This is a genomic window from Acinetobacter colistiniresistens (genome assembly GCF_024582815.1).
In the GTDB taxonomy this organism is placed as follows: Bacteria; Pseudomonadota; Gammaproteobacteria; order Pseudomonadales; family Moraxellaceae; genus Acinetobacter.
The window spans coordinates 1,605,005-1,624,380 of sequence record NZ_CP102099.1 but is presented as its reverse complement, the minus strand read 5'-3'; the positions used below and the strand labels follow the sequence as shown (position 1 = coordinate 1,624,380).

Genomic DNA, 19,376 nt, shown 5'->3' with positions numbered 1-19,376 from the left:
GAGCTAATTTAAAAGTTAAGGCTGCCAAGCAAAGATTTTTAAACTGACCTTGCCATTTAATAAATACACCCCTTCCTGCTCTAACAAATTCTGCTGAACATTTTCACCTTTCTCATTGATTCGGGTCACACTGATCTTGCCTTGTGCGTTAATCACACGATACCAGGGAATCTCACTGTCTTTGTCTAAATGCTTAAGTACATAACCGACCAAACGTGGATGTTTAGGCAAACCAGCCAGCTTGGCAATTTGCCCATAACTTGCCACTTTTCCATAAGGAATTAAGGCAATCACTTCTAAAATTTGTCGATGTAGTTCATTGGTATCTTGCACCATACAAGCTCCAAAAATCTGCTAAGATGATCAAAATCATGCGAAAAGCTAGCTTTACAACAATTAAAACACAACAACTTGAGAGAATAAAAAATGCGATTAAAAATCACAGCGCTAAGCTTATTATTCTTGATCATCGGTACATCTTGTACAACTCAAAATTCAACCGTAAAAACGTCCCGTTCTCAATATCCTCAAGAAAGACGTGATTTACCTGTGGTTAATGTCAGCTTTATTGTGACCAGCAATCGCCCCGAAGTTCAAGCCTTAGATAACAAAGCGCAGATGAATAAAGAATTAGCCATTCTGAATCAATATTTTGTCGATGAAAATAATCATAAAATCTTTACGTTTAAAATCCACCATTACTATTCATTCCAAGAGTTTAGTAAACGTAAATGTGATCTCGCCAACCAGTTAAGTCAATCAAAAGTAATCATTCCCGCAAAACTACCAAGTGCGGTCAACGCTTGTTTTCCTCGCAGGAAAAGTAAAGAAGTTTTATTTATTATTTACGATGCTTATAGTGAAAAACTCAAAGATGCCGATATCACCAGTTGGGGATTTCGCAATCAAGGGCAACCCTTTATTCTGATTGACTGGAAAAGACTCAATTATCAAACCCAAGCAGCCAGTATTCATGAAATGGGACATGCCTTTGGCCTCGGCCATGTATGTTCTCCTAAAGCCACCAAGACAACACCAACCAATATCATGAGCAGTTATGACTGCCATTTAGGTAGTGGCGGTCTGCGTAATCTTGGCTTTACAACAAAACAGGTCAATACCATGCTCAATAATTACCAGCAATATCCTTAAAAACTGAATTGAATATAAGTACCCAAATGATCTTGCCCCACACTGTAATGAGTTGGGTCTAACTGACGAGTCAATAATGCTCTGGCTTGTTGAAACTGTTCCTGATCAACGATACGTGGTTGCCAAAAGGTTTTGCGGTTATGTGTATAAATCGGATACAGCTTTAACTGCCACTCCATGACGTTGATTCGAACAATGGCTCCATAGGGCAAAGCCTGATATTTCTCAAAATCACCATTGCTATTAAATACACCATTCCCTATTCCAAAAATAACAGGTTTTTGATTGATCGATTGAATCGGTTGAAGGGTATGTGCACCATGTCCAATCACCATATCTACCCCGATCTGTGTCAGCACATTTGCCAGTTTCTTTTGCTCAGGATGGATAGGTCTGAAATCAACACCCCAATGACAAATCACCATGATCTTGTGCTCTGGATGTGCTAAACGATATTGCATAATCTGTTCAAATAAAACGGCATTGATACATGCCACCCCAGCACTATGACCCAGTGCATAAAAATCGTAATCTTGATAGGCCGTTTGCCGATGCCAATAGCCATTAAAAATAGCCAAACATTGCCCTGCATTATTGATGATTTCTAGACATTGATGAGCTTGTTGTTGATCATTGCCCGCCCCAATAAAATCAATATTGGCAAGCTCTAACTGGGTTAAAGTGTGTTTTAGGCTTGCGTCGCCATAGTCTTTGAGATGGTTATTGCCCAAACACAGTGTATTGAGATGAATCTGTTTAAATTCGTCTAAAGTTTCCTGCGCTTTTGCCCCCAAAATATAGTCTTTTTTCCCACATAAACCTGAATGTTCATCGAGATTGAAAACAGCTTCTAAATTGGCAATATTAATATCATCTGCGCCAAAGAATGGTTTGATCGCTTCAAAAGAGTGACTGTAACCATAGCGTTGTAAGGCATCATCAATGCCTTTATTTTTTCTTTTAGCTGTATAAAACTCACCGAAATAAGTATCACCAATAATATTGATCCATTCTGTCTTGGCTTGGCGCTGCTTGGTGGGTAACCGACCTTGTTGGAAATAATGATAATACGGAGCTAAGTGATCAATACGATGTAACTGATCTAATAACTGGAAAATACCAAGTGTCTGATTGTGATGGAGGTAAGAAAAGTAATAATCTTGCTTTTGATCAGTGAGATAAAGAATTGCATCAAGTGCCTTACACGTCATTAAGGAACTGGTGGCTGCAATATCCAGATCATTTAGATTCAGTGATTTAACAAAAACTTGTTGTAACAACGCCATTGGCATACTAAATATTGCCTGAGCCAAACAGTATAAGTTTTTAAGGCTATTTTTATCGCCAATGTGCAAATCAAATTTTCTGGCTTTTTCTGTAAGCTTCATCCGCATCTCGGCTAAATCATGAAATAGATGAAAACCAAGAACCTGTTGGATGTTTTGAGTTGGATTAAAAGTCAGTAATTGCAATGAGGCTAGAACAGTGTAGCGTTGTTGCAAGATCAAATCGGAGAGATCAGCCTGTTCGGTATGTAGTGCATGGTCTGTAGTAAGCAGCTCTTGAAGTTGCAGCTTTCCATCAATCACTCGTTCTAAAGCCTCAAGTAATAGCAGCCAATGGGACTGTTCTAAATTTTGTGTAAGTACTTAATTTTCATTTATCCTTCAGAGGATAATTACAAAAGGTACTTCACATGGATGAAGCAACAATCAAAAGTATGGCTGCCGAATTGGCTAAAGGTCTAAAAACACCAGAAGACTTAAACCAAATGACAGCAGTCTTTAAAAAATTCATGATTGAAACTGCACTCAATACTGAACTTTCAGACCATCTCGGTTATGAAAAGCATCAGTCCAGGAAAGGCTCAAATAGCCGTAATGGGTTTAGTTCTAAAACCATTACAACTCAAGATGGACAACTGGCTTTAGATATTCCCCGTGATCGAGAAGGTTCATTTGAGCCACAAATTATCAAAAAGCACCAAACACGCATCACCAGTATGGATGACCAAATCCTCTCACTGTATGCAAAAGGAATGACTAATAGGGAAATTGTAGCCTTCTTCAAAGAAATGTACGATGCCGATGTCTCAGCATCTCTCATCAGCAAAGTTACCGATGCTGTGATTGAGCAAGTGACTGAGTGGCAAAATAGAGCCTTAGATAGCCTTTATCCTGTTGTCTATCTTGACTGTATTGTTGTCAAAGTCCGTCAGCACTCCAATGTGATTAACAAGTCCGTATACCTTGCTTTAGGCATCAATATGGATGGACAAAAAGAATTACTGGGTATGTGGATTGCTCAGACAGAAGGTGCCAAATTCTGGCTGTCAGTCATGACAGAGCTAAAAAATCGAGGAGTACAGGATATTCTTGTTGCCTGTGTAGATGGATTAAAAGGCTTTCCTGACGCGATAGCCTCCGTTTACCCTCATACTGATATTCAACTGTGTATCGTGCATGTTGTACGCAATAGCCTGAGATTTGTAAGCTGGAAAGACTACAAGGCTGTTACCTCGGGTCTGAAAGCGATTTATCAGGCAAGTACAGAGGAAAATGCTTTAAAGTCCCTAGACATCTTCTGTGATCAATGGAATCACCAGTATCCCAAAATTGGAGAATCCTGGCGGGCCAATTGGGAAAATATCCGAACGATCTTTAGCTATCCAGCCGAAATACGTCATGCAATTTATACAACAAATGCGATTGAGTCGTTGAATAGCGTAATACGCCATTCAACGAAGAAGAGGAAAATCTTTTCATCTGATGACTCAGTAAAGAAGGTCATTTACTTAGCAACATCAAATGCTGCGAAGAAATGGACGATGCCAATTCAAAATTGGCGTTTAGCAATGAATTGGTTTACGATTCAGTTCGATGATCGATTAAAAGATCATTTATAAAAAATGGAACTTACACAAAATAATTTACAGGCTCATTAATCGCAATTGCAGCAGTACTAATATCAGGAGGCGTTGTATCCACTATAATTGTTACATCTGATGCTTTATCCACATTACCATAAGCATCCACCGCTTGTGCATGAATGACCAAGGAGCCATCGCCAGCCACTGCAACTGCTGCCGTGATATACCCATTGAGTAAATCTGCTGCTGTCACGATATGGTTATTGCCATTAACAGTCACTACAGTACCTGCAACTGCATTTGGTCCTAAAGCAACACGTGCATTGAAGCTAGCATCATTGCCTAATTCCGTAGCATTCAGGATACCATCGCCATTTAAGTCATCTGGTACGGTGATCGCACCAATCAAATCAGCTGGAGTCGCAACTGTTCCTGTTGCTGGTAAGGACACATTCCCTGCCGGATCAGTCGCGGTCGCGGTCACCGCCTCACCATTTAACAAGCCGCCCGGATTCGGTACACTCCATACCCCGGTGACTGGATCAGCAGTCACCTGTTCGGTACTGCCATTCGGGAAGGTTACTTTCACCGTTGCACCAGGCTCTGCTGTACCGGTAATCGGATCAACCGCATTGATTGGATGTAACACAGGGGCATTCGGTGCAACCGTATCAACGGTTACTGTACCTGTGGTTGTACCCACATTCCCTGCCGGATCAGTCGCTGTGACGGTCACGGTATGCGGACCATCGGTCAGTGCTGGCAAGGTGTTGTCTGCAAGGGTCCAGGTGCCATTGCCATTGTTGGTGGCAGGATAGTTCACACCATCGACGCTCACCACCACTTTCGCTGTTGGATCATTCACCGTACCCGTTAATAACGGGGTGTTGTCATTGGTTAACAGATTGTCCAGAGCAACGATCGGCGCAACCGTATCCACAACGGCTGTACCTGGTAAGGACACATTTCCTGCCGGATCAGTCGCTGTTGCTGTAACGGTCTCACCATTGGTCAGGCCGCCCGGGTTCGGTACACTCCATACCCCGGTGACTGGATCAGCAGTCACCTGTTCGGTACTGCCATTCGGGAAGGTTACTTTCACCGTTGCACCAGGCTCTGCTGTACCGGTAATCGGATCAACCGCATTGATTGGATGTAACACAGGGGCATTCGGTGCAACCGTATCAACGGTTACTGTACCTGTGGTTGTACCCACATTCCCTGCCGGATCAGTCGCTGTGACGGTCACGGTATGCGGACCATCAGTCAGTGCTGGCAAGGTGTTGTCTGCAAGGGTCCAGGTGCCATTGCCATTGTTGGTGGCAGGATAGTTCACACCATCGACGCTCACCACCACTTTCGCTGTTGGATCATTCACCGTACCCGTTAATAACGGGGTGTTGTCATTGGTTAACAGATTGTCCAGAGCAACGATCGGCGCAACCGTATCCACAACGGCTGTACCTGGTAAGGACACATTTCCTGCCGGATCAGTCGCTGTTGCTGTAACGGTCTCACCATTGGTCAGGCCGCCCGGGTTCGGTACACTCCATACCCCGGTGACTGGATCAGCAGTCACCTGTTCGGTACTGCCATTCGGGAAGGTTACTTTCACCGTTGCACCAGGCTCTGCTGTACCGGTAATCGGATCAACCGCATTGATTGGATGTAACACAGGGGCATTCGGTGCAACCGTATCAACGGTTACTGTACCTGTGGTTGTACCCACATTCCCTGCCGGATCAGTCGCTGTGACGGTCACGGTATGCGGACCATCAGTCAGTGCTGGCAAGGTGTTGTCTGCAAGGGTCCAGGTGCCATTGCCATTGTTGGTGGCAGGATAGTTCACACCATCGACGCTCACCACCACTTTCGCTGTTGGATCATTCACCGTACCCGTTAATAACGGGGTGTTGTCATTGGTTAACAGATTGTCCAGAGCAACGATCGGCGCAACCGTATCCACAACGGCTGTACCTGGTAAGGACACATTTCCTGCCGGATCAGTCGCTGTTGCTGTAACGGTCTCACCATTGGTCAGGCCGCCCGGGTTCGGTACACTCCATACCCCGGTGACTGGATCAGCAGTCACCTGTTCGGTACTGCCATTCGGGAAGGTTACTTTCACCGTTGCACCAGGCTCTGCTGTACCGGTAATCGGATCAACCGCATTGATTGGATGTAACACAGGGGCATTCGGTGCAACCGTATCAACGGTTACTGTACCTGTGGTTGTACCCACATTCCCTGCCGGATCAGTCGCTGTGACGGTCACGGTATGCGGACCATCAGTCAGTGCTGGCAAGGTGTTGTCTGCAAGGGTCCAGGTGCCATTGCCATTGTTGGTGGCAGGATAGTTCACACCATCGACGCTCACCACCACTTTCGCTGTTGGATCATTCACCGTACCCGTTAATAACGGGGTGTTGTCATTGGTTAACAGATTGTCCAGAGCAACGATCGGCGCAACCGTATCCACAACGGCTGTACCTGGTAAGGACACATTTCCTGCCGGATCAGTCGCTGTTGCTGTAACGGTCTCACCATTGGTCAGGCCACCCGGATTCGGTACACTCCATACCCCGGTGACTGGATCAGCAGTCACCTGTTCGGTACTGCCATTCGGGAAGGTTACTTTGACTGTTGCACCAGGCTCTGCTGTACCGGTAATCGGATCAACCGCATTGATTGGATGTAACACAGGGGCATTCGGTGCAACCGTATCAATGGTTACTGTACCTGTGGTTGTACCCACATTCCCTGCCGGATCAGTCGCTGTGACGGTCACGGTATGCGGACCATCGGTCAGTGCTGGCAAGGTGTTGTCTGCAAGGGTCCAGGTGCCATTGCCATTGTTGGTGGCAGGATAGTTCACACCATCGACGCTCACCACCACTTTCGCTGTTGGATCATTCACCGTACCCGTTAATAACGGGGTGTTGTCATTGGTTAACAGATTGTCCAGAGCAACGATCGGCGCAACCGTATCCACAAGGCCCGTACCTGGTAAGGACACATTTCCTGCCGGATCAGTCGCTGTTGCTGTAACGGTCTCACCATTGGTCAGGCCGCCCGGGTTCGGTACACTCCATACCCCGGTGACTGGATCAGCAGTCACCTGTTCGGTACTGCCATTCGGGAAGGTTACTTTCACCGTTGCACCAGGCTCTGCTGTACCGGTAATCGGATCAACCGCATTGATTGGATGTAACACAGGGGCATTCGGTGCAACCGTATCAACGGTTACTGTACCTGTGGTTGTACCCACATTCCCTGCCGGATCAGTCGCTGTGACGGTCACGGTATGCGGACCATCGGTCAGTGCTGGCAAGGTGTTGTCTGCAAGGGTCCAGGTGCCATTGCCATTGTTGGTGGCAGGATAGTTCACACCATCGACGCTCACCACCACTTTCGCTGTTGGATCATTCACCGTACCCGTTAATAACGGGGTGTTGTCATTGGTTAACTGTCCAGAGCAACGATCGGCGCAACCGTATCCACAACGGCTGTACCTGGTAAGGACACATTTCCTGCCGGATCAGTCGCTGTTGCTGTAACGGTCTCACCATTGGTCAGGCCACCCGGATTCGGTACACTCCATACCCCGGTGACTGGATCAGCAGTCACCTGTTCGGTACTGCCATTCGGGAAGGTTACTTTGACTGTTGCACCAGGCTCTGCTGTACCGGTAATCGGATCAACCGCATTGATTGGATGTAACACAGGGGCATTCGGTGCAACCGTATCAATGGTTACTGTACCTGTGGTTGTACCCACATTCCCTGCCGGATCAGTCGCTGTGACGGTCACGGTATGTGGACCATCGGTCAGTGCTGGCAAGGTGTTGTCTGCAAGGGTCCAGGTGCCATTGCCATTGTTGGTGGCAGGATAGTTCACACCATCGACGCTCACCACCACTTTCGCTGTTGGATCATTCACCGTACCCGTTAATAACGGGGTGTTGTCATTGGTTAACAGATTGTCCAAGGCAACAATCGGTGCAACCGTATCCACAAGGCCCGTACCTGGTAAGGATACATTGCCTGCAGGATCTGTTGCTGTCGCAGTCACCGCCTCACCATTGGTCAGGCCACCCGGGTTCGGTACACTCCACACCCCAGTTACTGGGTCTACAGTCACCTGTTCGGTACTGCCATTCGGGAAGGTCACTTTGACTGTTGCACCAGGCTCTGCTGTACCGGTAATCGGATCAACCGCATTGATTGGATGTAACACAGGGGCATTCGGTGCAACCGTATCAACGGTTACTGTACCTGTGGTTGTACCCACATTCCCTGCCGGATCAGTCGCTGTGACGGTCACGGTATGCGGACCATCGGTCAACGTTGGCAAGGTGTTGTCTGCAAGCGTCCAGGTGCCATTGCCATTGTTGGTGGCCGGATAGTTCACACCATCAACAGTCACCACCACTTTCGCATCTGGATCATTCACTGTACCCGTTAATAACGGAGTGCTGTCATTGGTTAACAGATTGTCCAAGGCAACAATCGGTGCCACCGTATCCACAAGGCCCGTACCTGGTAAGGATACATTTCCTGCTGGATCTGTTGCTGTCGCAGTCACTGCCTCACCATTCAACAAGCCACCCGGGTTCGGTACACTCCACACCCCAGTTACTGGGTCTGCAGTCACCTGTTCGGTACTGCCATTCGGGAAGGTTACTTTGACTGTTGCACCAGGCTCTGCTGTACCGGTAATCGGATCAACCGCATTGATTGGATGTAACACAGGGGCATTCGGTGCAGTTACATCTACGCTATAAGCATGGGTAGTTGTAACCGTACTGCTATTGCCTGCTGCATCTGTAAATTTAACATTGGCATCAATGATTTTATCTGTATCTGCGACCAAGCCACTGCCCGGAACACTGACACTCCATGTACCATTCGCTGCATTCACTGTAGCAGTATAACTTACTCCATCGACAATAATGGTGACTACCGTCTTCGCCGCATCAGCAGGTACACCGGTTAATGTTCCTGTCAAGGTAACATTACCAGTAGATTCTGCTGCATTGAGTACGTTATCCGCTGTGACTGCATCAACCGTAAATCCGACAGAGCTGGTATCTGGCGCAACCGTATCCACAATTCCAGTGCCTGGCAAGGACACATTTCCTGCCGGATCAGTCGCTGTTGCGGTAACCGCCTCACCATTCAACAAGCCACCCGGATTCGGTACACTCCAGACCCCGGTGACTGGATCGGCGGTCACCTGTTCGGTACTGCCGTTCGGGAAGGTCACTTTGACTGTTGAGCCTGGTTCTGCCGTACCGGTAATCGGATCAACTGCATTGATCGGATTCACGACAGGTGCATTCGGTGCAACCGTATCAATCGTAATTGTACCTGTCGCTGTACCCACATTTCCTGCTGGATCAGTCGCTGTGACTGTCACGGTATGTGGACCATCGGTCAGCGTTGGCAAGGTGTTGTCTGCAAGGGTCCAGGTGCCATTGCCATTGTTGGTGGCAGGATAGTTCACACCATCGACGCTCACCACCACTTTCGCAGTAGGATCATTTACAGTCCCGCTTAAAGCGGGGGTAGCATCATTGCTGAGCTCATTCACAATCGTAACAACTGGTGCAACCGTGTCCACAACGCCTGTAGCAGGTAAAGATGGGTTACCTGCCGGATCTGTTGCAATCGCAGTAACTGTACCGCCATTTGGTAAATTACCTGGGTTCGGTACGGTCCACACACCTGTACCTGGATCTGCTGTGACGGTTGTCGTACTGCCATCAGGGAAGGTCACTTTCACCGTTGAGCCTGGTTCTGCTGTGCCCGTCACTGGATCAACACCATTGATCGGATTTAAGACTGGTGCATTCGGTGCAGTGATATCTACGCTATAGGCATGGGTAGTTGTAACCGTACTGCTATTACCTGCTGCATCTGTAAATTTAACATTGGCATCAATGATTTTATCTGCATCTGCGACCAGGCCACTACCTGGAACACTGACACTCCAGGTGCCATTCGCTGCATTCACTGTAGCGGTATAACTTACCCCATCGACAATAACAGTCACTACTGTTTTCGCCGCATCAGCGGGCACACCGGTTAATGTTCCTGTCAAGGTAACATTGCCTGTAGATTCTGCTGCATTCAGCACGTTGTCCGCTGTGACTGCATTGATCGCGAATCCGACTGAACTGATATCTGGCGCAACCGTATCGACAATTCCAGTACCCGGTAATGATGGGTTACCTGCCGGATCTGTTGCAATCGCAGTAACTGTACCGCCATTTGGTAAATTACCTGGGTTCGGTACGGTCCACACACCTGTACCTGGATCTGCTGTGGTTTGAGCTGTACTGCCATCAGGGAAGGTCACTTTCACCGTTGAACCTGGTTCTGCTGTGCCCGTCACTGGATCAACACCATTGATCGGATTTAAGACTGGTGCATTCGGTGCAGTCACATCTACGCTGTAGGCATGGGTAGTTGTAACCGTACTGCTATTACCTGCTGCATCTGTAAATTTAACATTGGCATCAATGATTTTATCTGCATCTGCGACCAGGCCACTACCTGGAACACTGACACTCCATGTGCCATTCGCTGCATTCACTGTAGCGGTATAACTTACCCCATCGACAATAACAGTCACTACTGTTTTCGCCGCATCAGCTGGCACACCGGTTAATGTTCCTGTCAAGGTAACATTGCCTGTAGATTCTGCTGCATTCAGCACGTTGTCCGCTGTGACTGCATTGATCGCAAATCCGACTGAACTGATATCTGGCGCAACCGTATCGACAATTCCAGTACCCGGTAATGATGGGTTACCTGCCGGATCTGTTGCAATCGCAGTAACTGTATTGATTATCTTCACCTTGAAGCACCAAACTATTATCTGCTACTTCACCATTATTGAAGAAATCCTTAATAATAATTGTTTCGCCATTTTTTAATACTACAACCGCATTTACACCATCTCTCTTAACAACTGAAATATCATTTGCAGAGACCTTAATTAATACAACTGAAGGTTCAGAAGGCAATGTGGCTGTTTTTCCCGTTATATTTACAAGGGTTTGGTGACTTTCCTTGGAAATAATTTGTATTTGAGACATGGTTATATTCCTCATTATAAATTATAAATATTTAATCAATTCTTAATTACATTATTAACTTAAGTTTAAATTATTGTTTCTAAGTGATAGAGTTCACAGCACCACTTTAATGCAAACAAAATAAATGTTAAATAGCGCACAAAACAAAAATATAAAAACACATTGAAATACTTTTTAAACAACGAAACAAGATAATGATTTAAAAGGATAAAAAAATAAAAAACGATTTATTATATTTTTAATTTACATTTTTAAACAAATGAAAATAAAGAAAGATAAATTCCCAAAAGGCATTTAAACAAAACTTAATAAAATTTTAAATTAATTTTAAAAGAAAAATTACAACAAAAATAACACTCAAATAAAATTAAACAATATTATTAATTTTACAAAACAAAAAAGCCTTTATTTTATAAAGGCTTTTTAAAAGTTTAAAATATAAGGTTAAAAATTATCAGGATTTTCCAATCGTTTCACCTCTTCTCTCTTATTCGGATGATGCATTGTTGCAACACCATCTTCTGTCTTCTGATCCAATAAAATCTCTGGATTATAAATCGTGATAGTTTCTCTACCTAAAGCATCTTCACCTACAATGTATTTAAAGCCACGGCGGTTCATCTTATTGCACATACGCTGATACCAACCTTTCAAACCGTCTTTTTGTTCACTTGGATTATAGTAAAATGCATTCATCACAGCTGGCAGGCCAAGACCACAGACTACCCCCGACAGCAATACGCTAATAAAGGTATAACCAATCAAGATGCTACTATATTGGCTTAATTCAGGAATATTCGCGACAGCAAGAATCAGCGCCAGTGAAATCCCGCCACGAACTCCCCCCCAAGATAAAATTGCTAAACTGCCGTTATAGCTTTTTTTGCGGAAAGATGGAAACAGGGCAAAAGCGGCAAAATTTGCAGCAAACCGAGATAGGTGCAGAATAATAAAAGCAATGATCCCACCAATAATCAGGTTCGCACTCAAATCAAGAATAAACAACTCCAAGCCAATCAAGGTGAACAAGAATGAATTAATGATCCCCTCAACCGTATGCCAAAAGTGATTGACCTCACGGATTTCGCGCTGTTCACGAATTTCTTGCCATTTATTCCCAACGATAAGTCCGCCAATAACACAGGCAATAGGGGCAGAGGCATGTGCAAATAAAGCCACGAGATATGATCCACTGGCAAGTAAGGCAGTGGTTAAAATCAGAGATTCCATCTCATGTTTACCACGGAGTAAACGTAAGATCGCGAAACCAAATGCAAAACCGATAATTACAGCAACAAAGATTTCATATAATAATGTTTCAACTGTTGCCAATAGTGAAAAATGCTCACCTTGTAAAACTTTTAATAACGTCATAAATAAGGCAATACACATTGCATCATTAAATAATGATTCTCCTTCCAGTTTTACAATAAGATGATGAGGTGCCCGAATAGAACTCAATACCCCTTTAACGCCGATTGGATCCGTTGCCCCCAATGCCGCACCTAATAATAGCAACACACCGATGGGTACGGGATAGCCAACCAGCCATTGGAATAAATATAGCAATCCTGCATAAAATCCGGCACATAGAACCAATGCAATCGTAGCTAAGATACTAATTGGCTTCCAATGATTTCTTAAGTCTGAAATTTTAAACTTCAAGGCAGAAGAGGTTAGAATAAAGCAAATGACACCATTAATAAGAAAATCATAAAAATCAATATTTCTTACAGCTGCTTCAATATTCTGAATATTAATGGTAATAAATTGATTACCATTAAGTAGGCTTGCACCCCACTGTAAAATAAAGACAAAAATAGCGGAAACAATGGGAACACCAATAGCTTGAGGAAAACCCAAGATCCTTTTATTAAAAATTGTAGTGGCAATGGATAAAGCAAAAATCACAGTTAATGCTTGTAAAAGAAAATAATTACCCATACAACCTCTTTATTTATTTCGTTTTTAACACAAAGACTTTATTTAAACTTTATAATCCCGATCAACTATAAAATCTAAAAGCGTTTTTTGCAATTGAATAGAAAATGAAGGCCTATGCTGCAGTTTAAACATCTCATATTTTATTTTTATTCAAAAATGATTTAGATGCAATAATAAACCAATCATCCTCAACTCAGCATAGACCTTGTTATTTTACGTTAATTATTCTTGTGATTCGTATATCTTCCGTATAAAAATCAAGGACAAATATCCATCAATCCTATTTAAAGGTATTACATTGATTGATATCTCCTGATTTCAAACCTGTTTGAAACCACTGCATTCGTTGTTCACTAGTACCGTGGGTAAAACTATCAGGAACGACCTGACCTGTTGCACGACGTTGCAAATAATCATCTCCAATCTTCTCTGCTGCATCCATCGCTTCCTCAATGTCTCCCTGCTCTAAAAACTGGGTTCGTTTTTGGTTTTGATGTGCCCAAATTCCGGCAAAGCAATCCGCTTGTAGCTCTAGCCGAACAGAAAGTTGATTACCTTGGGCTTGATTCACCTGCGCACGTGCCTGTTGCACTTGTGTAGAAATACCCAATAAGTTCTGGATATGATGTCCCACTTCATGGGCAATCACATAGGCCTGCGCGAAATCTCCAGCCTGATCTTGACGAGAAAGCTCAGTTTGATTCTTCTCACCAGAAATCCCCATTTGCTGACGCATATCTTTAAAAAAAGAAGTATCGATATAAACTTTTTGGTCCGCAGGACAATAGAAAGGCCCCATAGCAGATTGAGCTGTACCACAACCTGATCGAACCACACCACTAAACAGTACCAGCCGAGGCGGTTTATAAGTCATTCCAAGCTGTTTAAAAACAGGTGTCCAGGTATCTTCTGTATCTGCCAACACCGTGCCAACAAAATCACTGGCCTCTTTCTGCTCAGCAGTCAAGTTTTGTGGTGCACTGCCTTGCTGAGAAGATTGTGCATTGGTGACCGCCTGTGTAGCTTGATAGGCTTGTTGAGGATCGACCCCAAAAAACTTCCAGGCGACAAAAGCCACCACCAGACCAATAATACTAATCCCACCTGCTTTTGCACCGCCACCCCCGCGACGGTCTTCAACATTGGTACTGACTCGACGATCTCTCCAACGCATAGCTACCTCATATAATGCTGATGATGACAATCTAGGTTTAAGCGGATGCCTTCGGCCAAGCTTTCTGAAACAGATTAATAATCATCAAAACCACGATACCTGCAACTAAGCCAACACCCAAATTAATCAACATTGGTGTTACTGCACCAATAATTGAACCAATACTCGGGATTAACTCTAAATGATCAACCGTTTCTTCAGTAAAGTGATGTAATAAAGGTATGGTATGACTAATAATGCCTCCACCCACTAAAAACATTGCAACCGTTCCGACAATAGACAATATTTTCATTAAAATTGGAGCAAACGCCAGTAAACCTTGACCTATTTTATTTTTGAATTCAGAAGCTTGTTGGGTTAAATATAAACCTAAATCGTCAATTTTCACAATCATTGCAACCAGACCATACACCCCGATCGTCATTATGATTGCAATAATACTTAATACTGTCACTTTAGTCATAAATGCAGCTGTTGCAACCGTACCTAACGAAATCACCACAATTTCAGCCGAAAGAATAAAGTCTGTGCGAATTGCGCCCTTTACTTTTTCTTTTTCAAATTTGGCGAGATCCACCTCGATTTCCTGCAAATTTTGGCTTGCCTCTTCACTGGTGTTTGCCTTTTTATGTAGCAACATATGAATGACTTTCTCAGCACCTTCATAACATAGAAACAATCCACCAATCATTAACAATGGATTAATCAACCAAGGCGCAACCACACTAATTAGTAGGGCCAATGGAACTAGGATCAGTTTATTTACAAATGAACCTTTGGCGACGCTCCAGACTACAGGCAACTCCCGATCAGCACGGACACCACTCACCTGTTGAGCATTAAGCGCCAGATCATCGCCCAGTACCCCAGCCGTCTTCTTTGCTGCCATTTTACTCATCAGTGCCACATCATCTAATATTGTTGCAATATCATCTAATAATAGTAATAAACCACTCGCCATTTTTATTCCTTCGCTTTGTATTTATACGGCTATTGTAGAATTACATGGTGAAAGCACAATACGATTTTTAGAAAAAGTTAAAATAATCGCTGACGAAAAAATTTATTTCTCGTACAATAATATCAATCTTATATCTATGAAATAACTGAATCTTGGAACGTAGCATGAGTAATATTGATCAACGTCCTATCATTTTGACAGGCGACCGTCCAACCGGACAACTTCATCTGGGACACTTTGTCGGTTCATTACGCTCTCGTGTAGGTCTACAAGACAGTCATCACCAACATCTGTTATTGGCTGATGCACAAGCAATGACAGACAATGCTGATAATCCAGATAAAGTGCGCAACAATATTCTTCAAGTAGCGCTCGACTATCTTGCTGTTGGGATTGATCCAACTAAAACCACCATTTGTGTGCAATCATGCTTACCTGCACTGAATGAATTGACCATGCTTTACCTCAACTATGTGACGGTGGCTCGCTTAGAACGTAACCCAACCATTAAATCTGAAATTCAAATGCGTGGTTTTGAACGTGATATCCCTGCTGGCTTCTTATGCTACCCAATTGCACAAGCCGCAGACATTACTGCATTTAAAGCCACTGTCGTACCTGTTGGGGAAGATCAAATTCCAATGATCGAGCAAACCAACGAAGTCGTACGTCGTGTCAATCGTCAAATTGGCCATGATCTCCTCCCAGAATGTAAAGCCCTGTTATCAAATATGGCACGTTTACCTGGTTTTGACGGTAAAGCCAAAATGTCGAAATCTTTGGGTAATACCATTGTGCTGAATGCTTCGGATAAAGACATTAAAAAAGCAGTCAATGCAATGTATACCGATCCAAACCATTTACGTATTGAAGACCCAGGTCAGGTTGAAGGCAATATCGTATTTACTTATCTCGATGCCTTCGATCCAAACAAAGAAGAAGTGGAAGAGTTAAAAGCACATTATCGTCGTGGCGGTCTAGGTGATGGTACCGTGAAAAAACGCTTAGAAGGCGTACTTAAAGAATTAATCACGCCGATTCGTGAACGTCGTGCGGAATTAGAAAAAGATCCTGATTACATCATGGATATTCTAAAACATGGTACCGACAAATGTCGTGATATTACTCAACAAACACTGGATGAAGTAAAAGCTGGATTAGGTTTGTTCAAATTTTAATTTACGTTACTTTTCTCATAAAAAGCCCATAATTGGGCTTTTTTTATTTTAACTCTTTGATTTAAGTTTAATTTTGGAACTCTACAAAAACCGTAAAACTAACAATTTTCGTCACTTATTAACATCAATTAACAGTAGTTAACATGAATACCTATGAACTTAGTCAGGTTTTTTAATAGTATGACCCTGTAGGTTAGCTAACACTAATCTCATGACATTTCTCCTTTCAACCGAAACTGTTTTAAACAGATTCGTTGTTCAACGCAATGACAACCCCAATCATTGCGTTTTTTCGTCTATAAGAAAATGAATGATTTAGATTGAAATTTAGACAAAATCTCTTTACTCTTATAACTGTTTTATTTTTATAAAAAATTTGTTAAATCGCTCTAAAAGAAATAAGAGTAATCGTGATGATCCTGGATCTCTTGACACATCCTTCTAATCTCGTTTTTAGCATTGCTTTGATGCTATGCCTATTTATCGGTATTCTTGAATTTATACTGCTATTATTTGGCGGGAGTTCCAGCTTTATAGAACAGTTCTTACCTGATAGTCTGACCGATGTTGATCATGCACATGTTTCCTTAGAACAACCTGAAAATGTACTGACCCAACTTCTGGAATGGCTTTATCTAGGCAAAGTTCCCTTATTAATCTGGTTAATTATCTTTTTAACCCTTTATGCACTGACAGGTTTAATTATTCAGGATCTTTTTTTCCAGTTCACTGAACAATATCTATCTGCCTGGATCATTGCACCCGCTTGCCTGGTCCTGTGTATGCCACTGGTCCGTTATAGCGCTGCGCTGATTGCCAAAATTATTCCAAAAGATGAAACCACAGCAATCCGAAGCGATGATTTAATTGGTAGAACAGCACATATCATTCTCGGGGAGGCAAAACCAAACTCCCCTGCACAAGCCAAAGTGAAAGATCAATTTGGCCAGACCCATTACGTCTTGGTTGAGCCTGAATTTGATCTAGTTTTTCATCCAGGCCAGGACGTTATTTTAACGCAAAGAACCAAAATTGGATTCCAAGCGATTGCAGCTTAATTTTATATCAATTACTACTACATGAGGGTGTTTACATGTTGAGTTCAGCATTGACTGAAATTTTAATTATTGCTGGTGTTATTTTTGCAGCACTTATTTTTATTGGCTTCATCATCGCACGTTTATATACCCGTTCGAGCAAGGAAGTCTCTTTTGTCCGTACAGGTTTTGGCGGTGAAAAGGTCATTTTAAATGGCGGTGCAATTGTTCTCCCCGTGTTGCATGAAATTATTCCAGTCAATATGAATACTTTACGTCTGGAAGTGAAACGTGCTGCAGACCAAGCTTTGATTACCCGTGATCGCATGCGTGTTGACGTCATGGCTGAGTTCTATGTTCGCGTTAAACCAATTGCCGAATCAATTGCAACCGCAGCCCAAACCTTGGGACGTAAAACCATGTCTCCACCCGAATTAAAAGATTTGGTTGAAGGTAAATTTGTCGACTCTCTCCGTGCCGTTGCGGCTGAAATGGCGATGGAAGAGCTACATGAAAAACGCGTCGACTTTGTTCAGAAAGTTCAACAAGTCGTGTCAGAGGATTTATCGAAGAACGGTTTAGAATTAGAAACGGTTTCTTTAACGGGTCTAGACCAAACCAGCTTTAAATTCTTTAATCCACAAAATGCCTTCGATGCCGAGGGTTTAACCAAGCTGACCGAAACCATTGAAGATCGTCGTAAAAAGCGCAATGACATTGAACAGGATGCTGATCTTGCGATTCGTGCCAAGAACTTGGAAGCAGAACGTGCACGTTTAGGGATTTCTCGCGAAGAGGAATATGCCAAACTAGAACAAGAGCGTGAAATCTCGATTCGTAAAGCGGAACAACTCGCTGAAATTGCATCACAAGAAGCAGGCAAAAAACGTGAAGCAGAAGAAGCACGTATTGCGGCAGAACGTGAAGTCGAAATTAAACGTATCGCCTCTGCTCGTGATGTAGAAAACGAAAATATTCAAAAAGCGCAGTTGATTCAGAAAGCCCAGGTTGAGCAGAAGAAAACCATTGAACTGGCAGAACAAGATCGTGCCATTGCGATTGCTGAAAAATCTCGTGCTGAATCTGAGGCAAAAGCACATGCCGACAAAGCCCGTGCTGAAGCTGTGAAGGCAGAAGAAGAAGTGGTAACCGTCCGCGAAACACAACGCGCTGAGCGTCAAAAAGCAGTTGAACTGGTTGCTGCAAAGCAAACAGCGGAGAAAGAAGCGATTGCAATTACGGTTGCTGCTGATGCAGGTAAAAAAGCTGCTGCCGATGAAGCTGAAGCTGTGCGTATTGCAGCAGAAGCGGAAGCTGAAAAGATTCGTTTAAAAGCCAAAGGTGAAGCAGATGCAAAAATCTTATTTGCTCAAGCTTTAGAAAAACAATATCAAGTCGATGCTGAGGGTACCCGTGCAGTCAATGAAGCATCGAATGTACTTTCGGCCGAACAGGTTGAAATGCAAGTCCGTTTGGCCTTGTTAAAGCATTTACCAGAGATCATTCGTGAAAGCGTCAAACCAATGGAAAATATTGATGACATCAAGATTTTACAAGTCAATGGTTTAAATGGCTTTGCAGGTGGTTCTGCCGTTTCAGCTGAAAATACCGAACATGGCACAACGGCTTCATTATCCGATCAGGTTGTGAATAGTGCCCTACGCTACCGCTCACAAGCGCCATTGATTGATAGCTTAATGAATGAATTAGGCTTACAAGGTGGCGATATCAATGGTTTGACTCAAGGGTTAAAACCTAAAAGTGAAATCTAAGGTGTAGATTCAAAATCTTAGGGCTAAAGTACTTTAAATCATTTGAAAAATCGGTTGCCTTGCAGCCGATTTTTGATTTTTATAAAGCCAATCTGCACTTACGGTTTTATTCAAAAATTCACATGATGCTGTCATCATTCATTCACTTCGGCTTCTCATACTGCAAAATCTCCACCTCAGCAAATAA

General features: G+C 43.4%; 13 protein-coding genes. 5 read left to right on the top strand and 8 right to left on the bottom strand.

Annotation, left to right across the window (positions count from 1 at the left end; translation table 11 throughout):
• Positions 1–15: 15 nt before the first annotated feature.
• The gene (locus NQU59_RS07780) at positions 16–336 is read right to left on the bottom strand and encodes an MGMT family protein (RefSeq protein ID WP_043973392.1); all 321 of its coding nucleotides are present in this window, start codon (positions 334–336) and stop codon (positions 16–18) included.
• Between the two features lie 90 nt (positions 337–426).
• Here NQU59_RS07780 and NQU59_RS07775 point away from each other — a divergent pair, with 90 nt between their 5' ends.
• Positions 427–1,152: a metalloprotease gene (locus NQU59_RS07775; RefSeq protein ID WP_257065664.1), complete on the top strand. Its 726-nt coding sequence runs from the start codon at positions 427–429 to the stop codon at positions 1,150–1,152.
• On the opposite strand, the gene NQU59_RS07770 is transcribed toward NQU59_RS07775, so the two are convergent.
• Positions 1,149–2,741: a CapA family protein gene (locus NQU59_RS07770; protein ID WP_257065662.1), complete on the bottom strand. Its 1,593-nt coding sequence runs from the start codon at positions 2,739–2,741 to the stop codon at positions 1,149–1,151. The genes NQU59_RS07775 and NQU59_RS07770 overlap by 4 nt on opposite strands.
• Before the next feature lie 107 nt (positions 2,742–2,848).
• Here NQU59_RS07770 and NQU59_RS07765 point away from each other — a divergent pair, with 107 nt between their 5' ends.
• Positions 2,849–4,057 (top strand): IS256-like element ISAba26 family transposase, encoded by a 1,209-nt coding sequence (locus tag NQU59_RS07765; protein WP_005202188.1) that lies wholly within the window; start codon positions 2,849–2,851, stop codon positions 4,055–4,057.
• A 10-nt stretch (positions 4,058–4,067) separates the two neighbouring features.
• Here the strand turns inward: NQU59_RS07765 and NQU59_RS18890 are convergent, their stop codons facing one another.
• The 6 genes from NQU59_RS18890 to NQU59_RS07745 form a co-directional block, all read right to left on the bottom strand.
• Positions 4,068–7,451, bottom strand: a complete 3,384-nt coding sequence (locus NQU59_RS18890) for a beta strand repeat-containing protein (protein ID WP_444876231.1) — start codon at positions 7,449–7,451, stop codon at positions 4,068–4,070.
• A gap of 32 nt (positions 7,452–7,483) precedes the next feature.
• On the bottom strand, positions 7,484–10,741 hold the full coding sequence (locus tag NQU59_RS18885) for an Ig-like domain-containing protein (RefSeq protein WP_444876232.1): 3,258 nt from the start codon (positions 10,739–10,741) through the stop codon (positions 7,484–7,486).
• 91 nt (positions 10,742–10,832) lie between these two features.
• A complete protein-coding gene (locus NQU59_RS18855; RefSeq protein WP_373462988.1) occupies positions 10,833–11,123 on the bottom strand; it encodes a BapA/Bap/LapF family prefix-like domain-containing protein in 291 nt (96 codons plus the stop codon).
• A gap of 444 nt (positions 11,124–11,567) precedes the next feature.
• Positions 11,568–13,067 (bottom strand): cation:proton antiporter, encoded by a 1,500-nt coding sequence (locus tag NQU59_RS07755; RefSeq protein WP_005243755.1) that lies wholly within the window; start codon positions 13,065–13,067, stop codon positions 11,568–11,570.
• Positions 13,068–13,347: 280 nt separating this feature from the next.
• A complete protein-coding gene (gene ypfJ / locus NQU59_RS07750) occupies positions 13,348–14,241 on the bottom strand; it encodes a KPN_02809 family neutral zinc metallopeptidase (protein ID WP_005243757.1) in 894 nt (297 codons plus the stop codon).
• Positions 14,242–14,278: 37 nt separating this feature from the next.
• Positions 14,279–15,202, bottom strand: coding sequence for a DUF808 domain-containing protein (locus NQU59_RS07745; protein ID WP_005243759.1), 924 nt, complete (start codon positions 15,200–15,202; stop codon positions 14,279–14,281).
• A 164-nt stretch (positions 15,203–15,366) separates the two neighbouring features.
• Between NQU59_RS07745 and trpS the strand changes: the two genes are divergently transcribed.
• The 3 genes from trpS to NQU59_RS07730 all read left to right on the top strand — a co-directional run bounded on the left by trpS (position 15,367) and on the right by NQU59_RS07730 (position 19,189).
• Complete coding sequence (trpS, locus tag NQU59_RS07740; protein WP_005243761.1) at positions 15,367–16,380, top strand: tryptophan--tRNA ligase; 1,014 nt, start codon at positions 15,367–15,369, stop codon at positions 16,378–16,380.
• 413 nt (positions 16,381–16,793) lie between these two features.
• Positions 16,794–17,438, top strand: coding sequence for a YqiJ family protein (locus tag NQU59_RS07735; RefSeq protein ID WP_257065658.1), 645 nt, complete (start codon positions 16,794–16,796; stop codon positions 17,436–17,438).
• A 35-nt stretch (positions 17,439–17,473) separates the two neighbouring features.
• Positions 17,474–19,189: a flotillin family protein gene (locus NQU59_RS07730; RefSeq protein ID WP_005243772.1), complete on the top strand. Its 1,716-nt coding sequence runs from the start codon at positions 17,474–17,476 to the stop codon at positions 19,187–19,189.
• Positions 19,190–19,376: the final 187 nt, after the last annotated feature.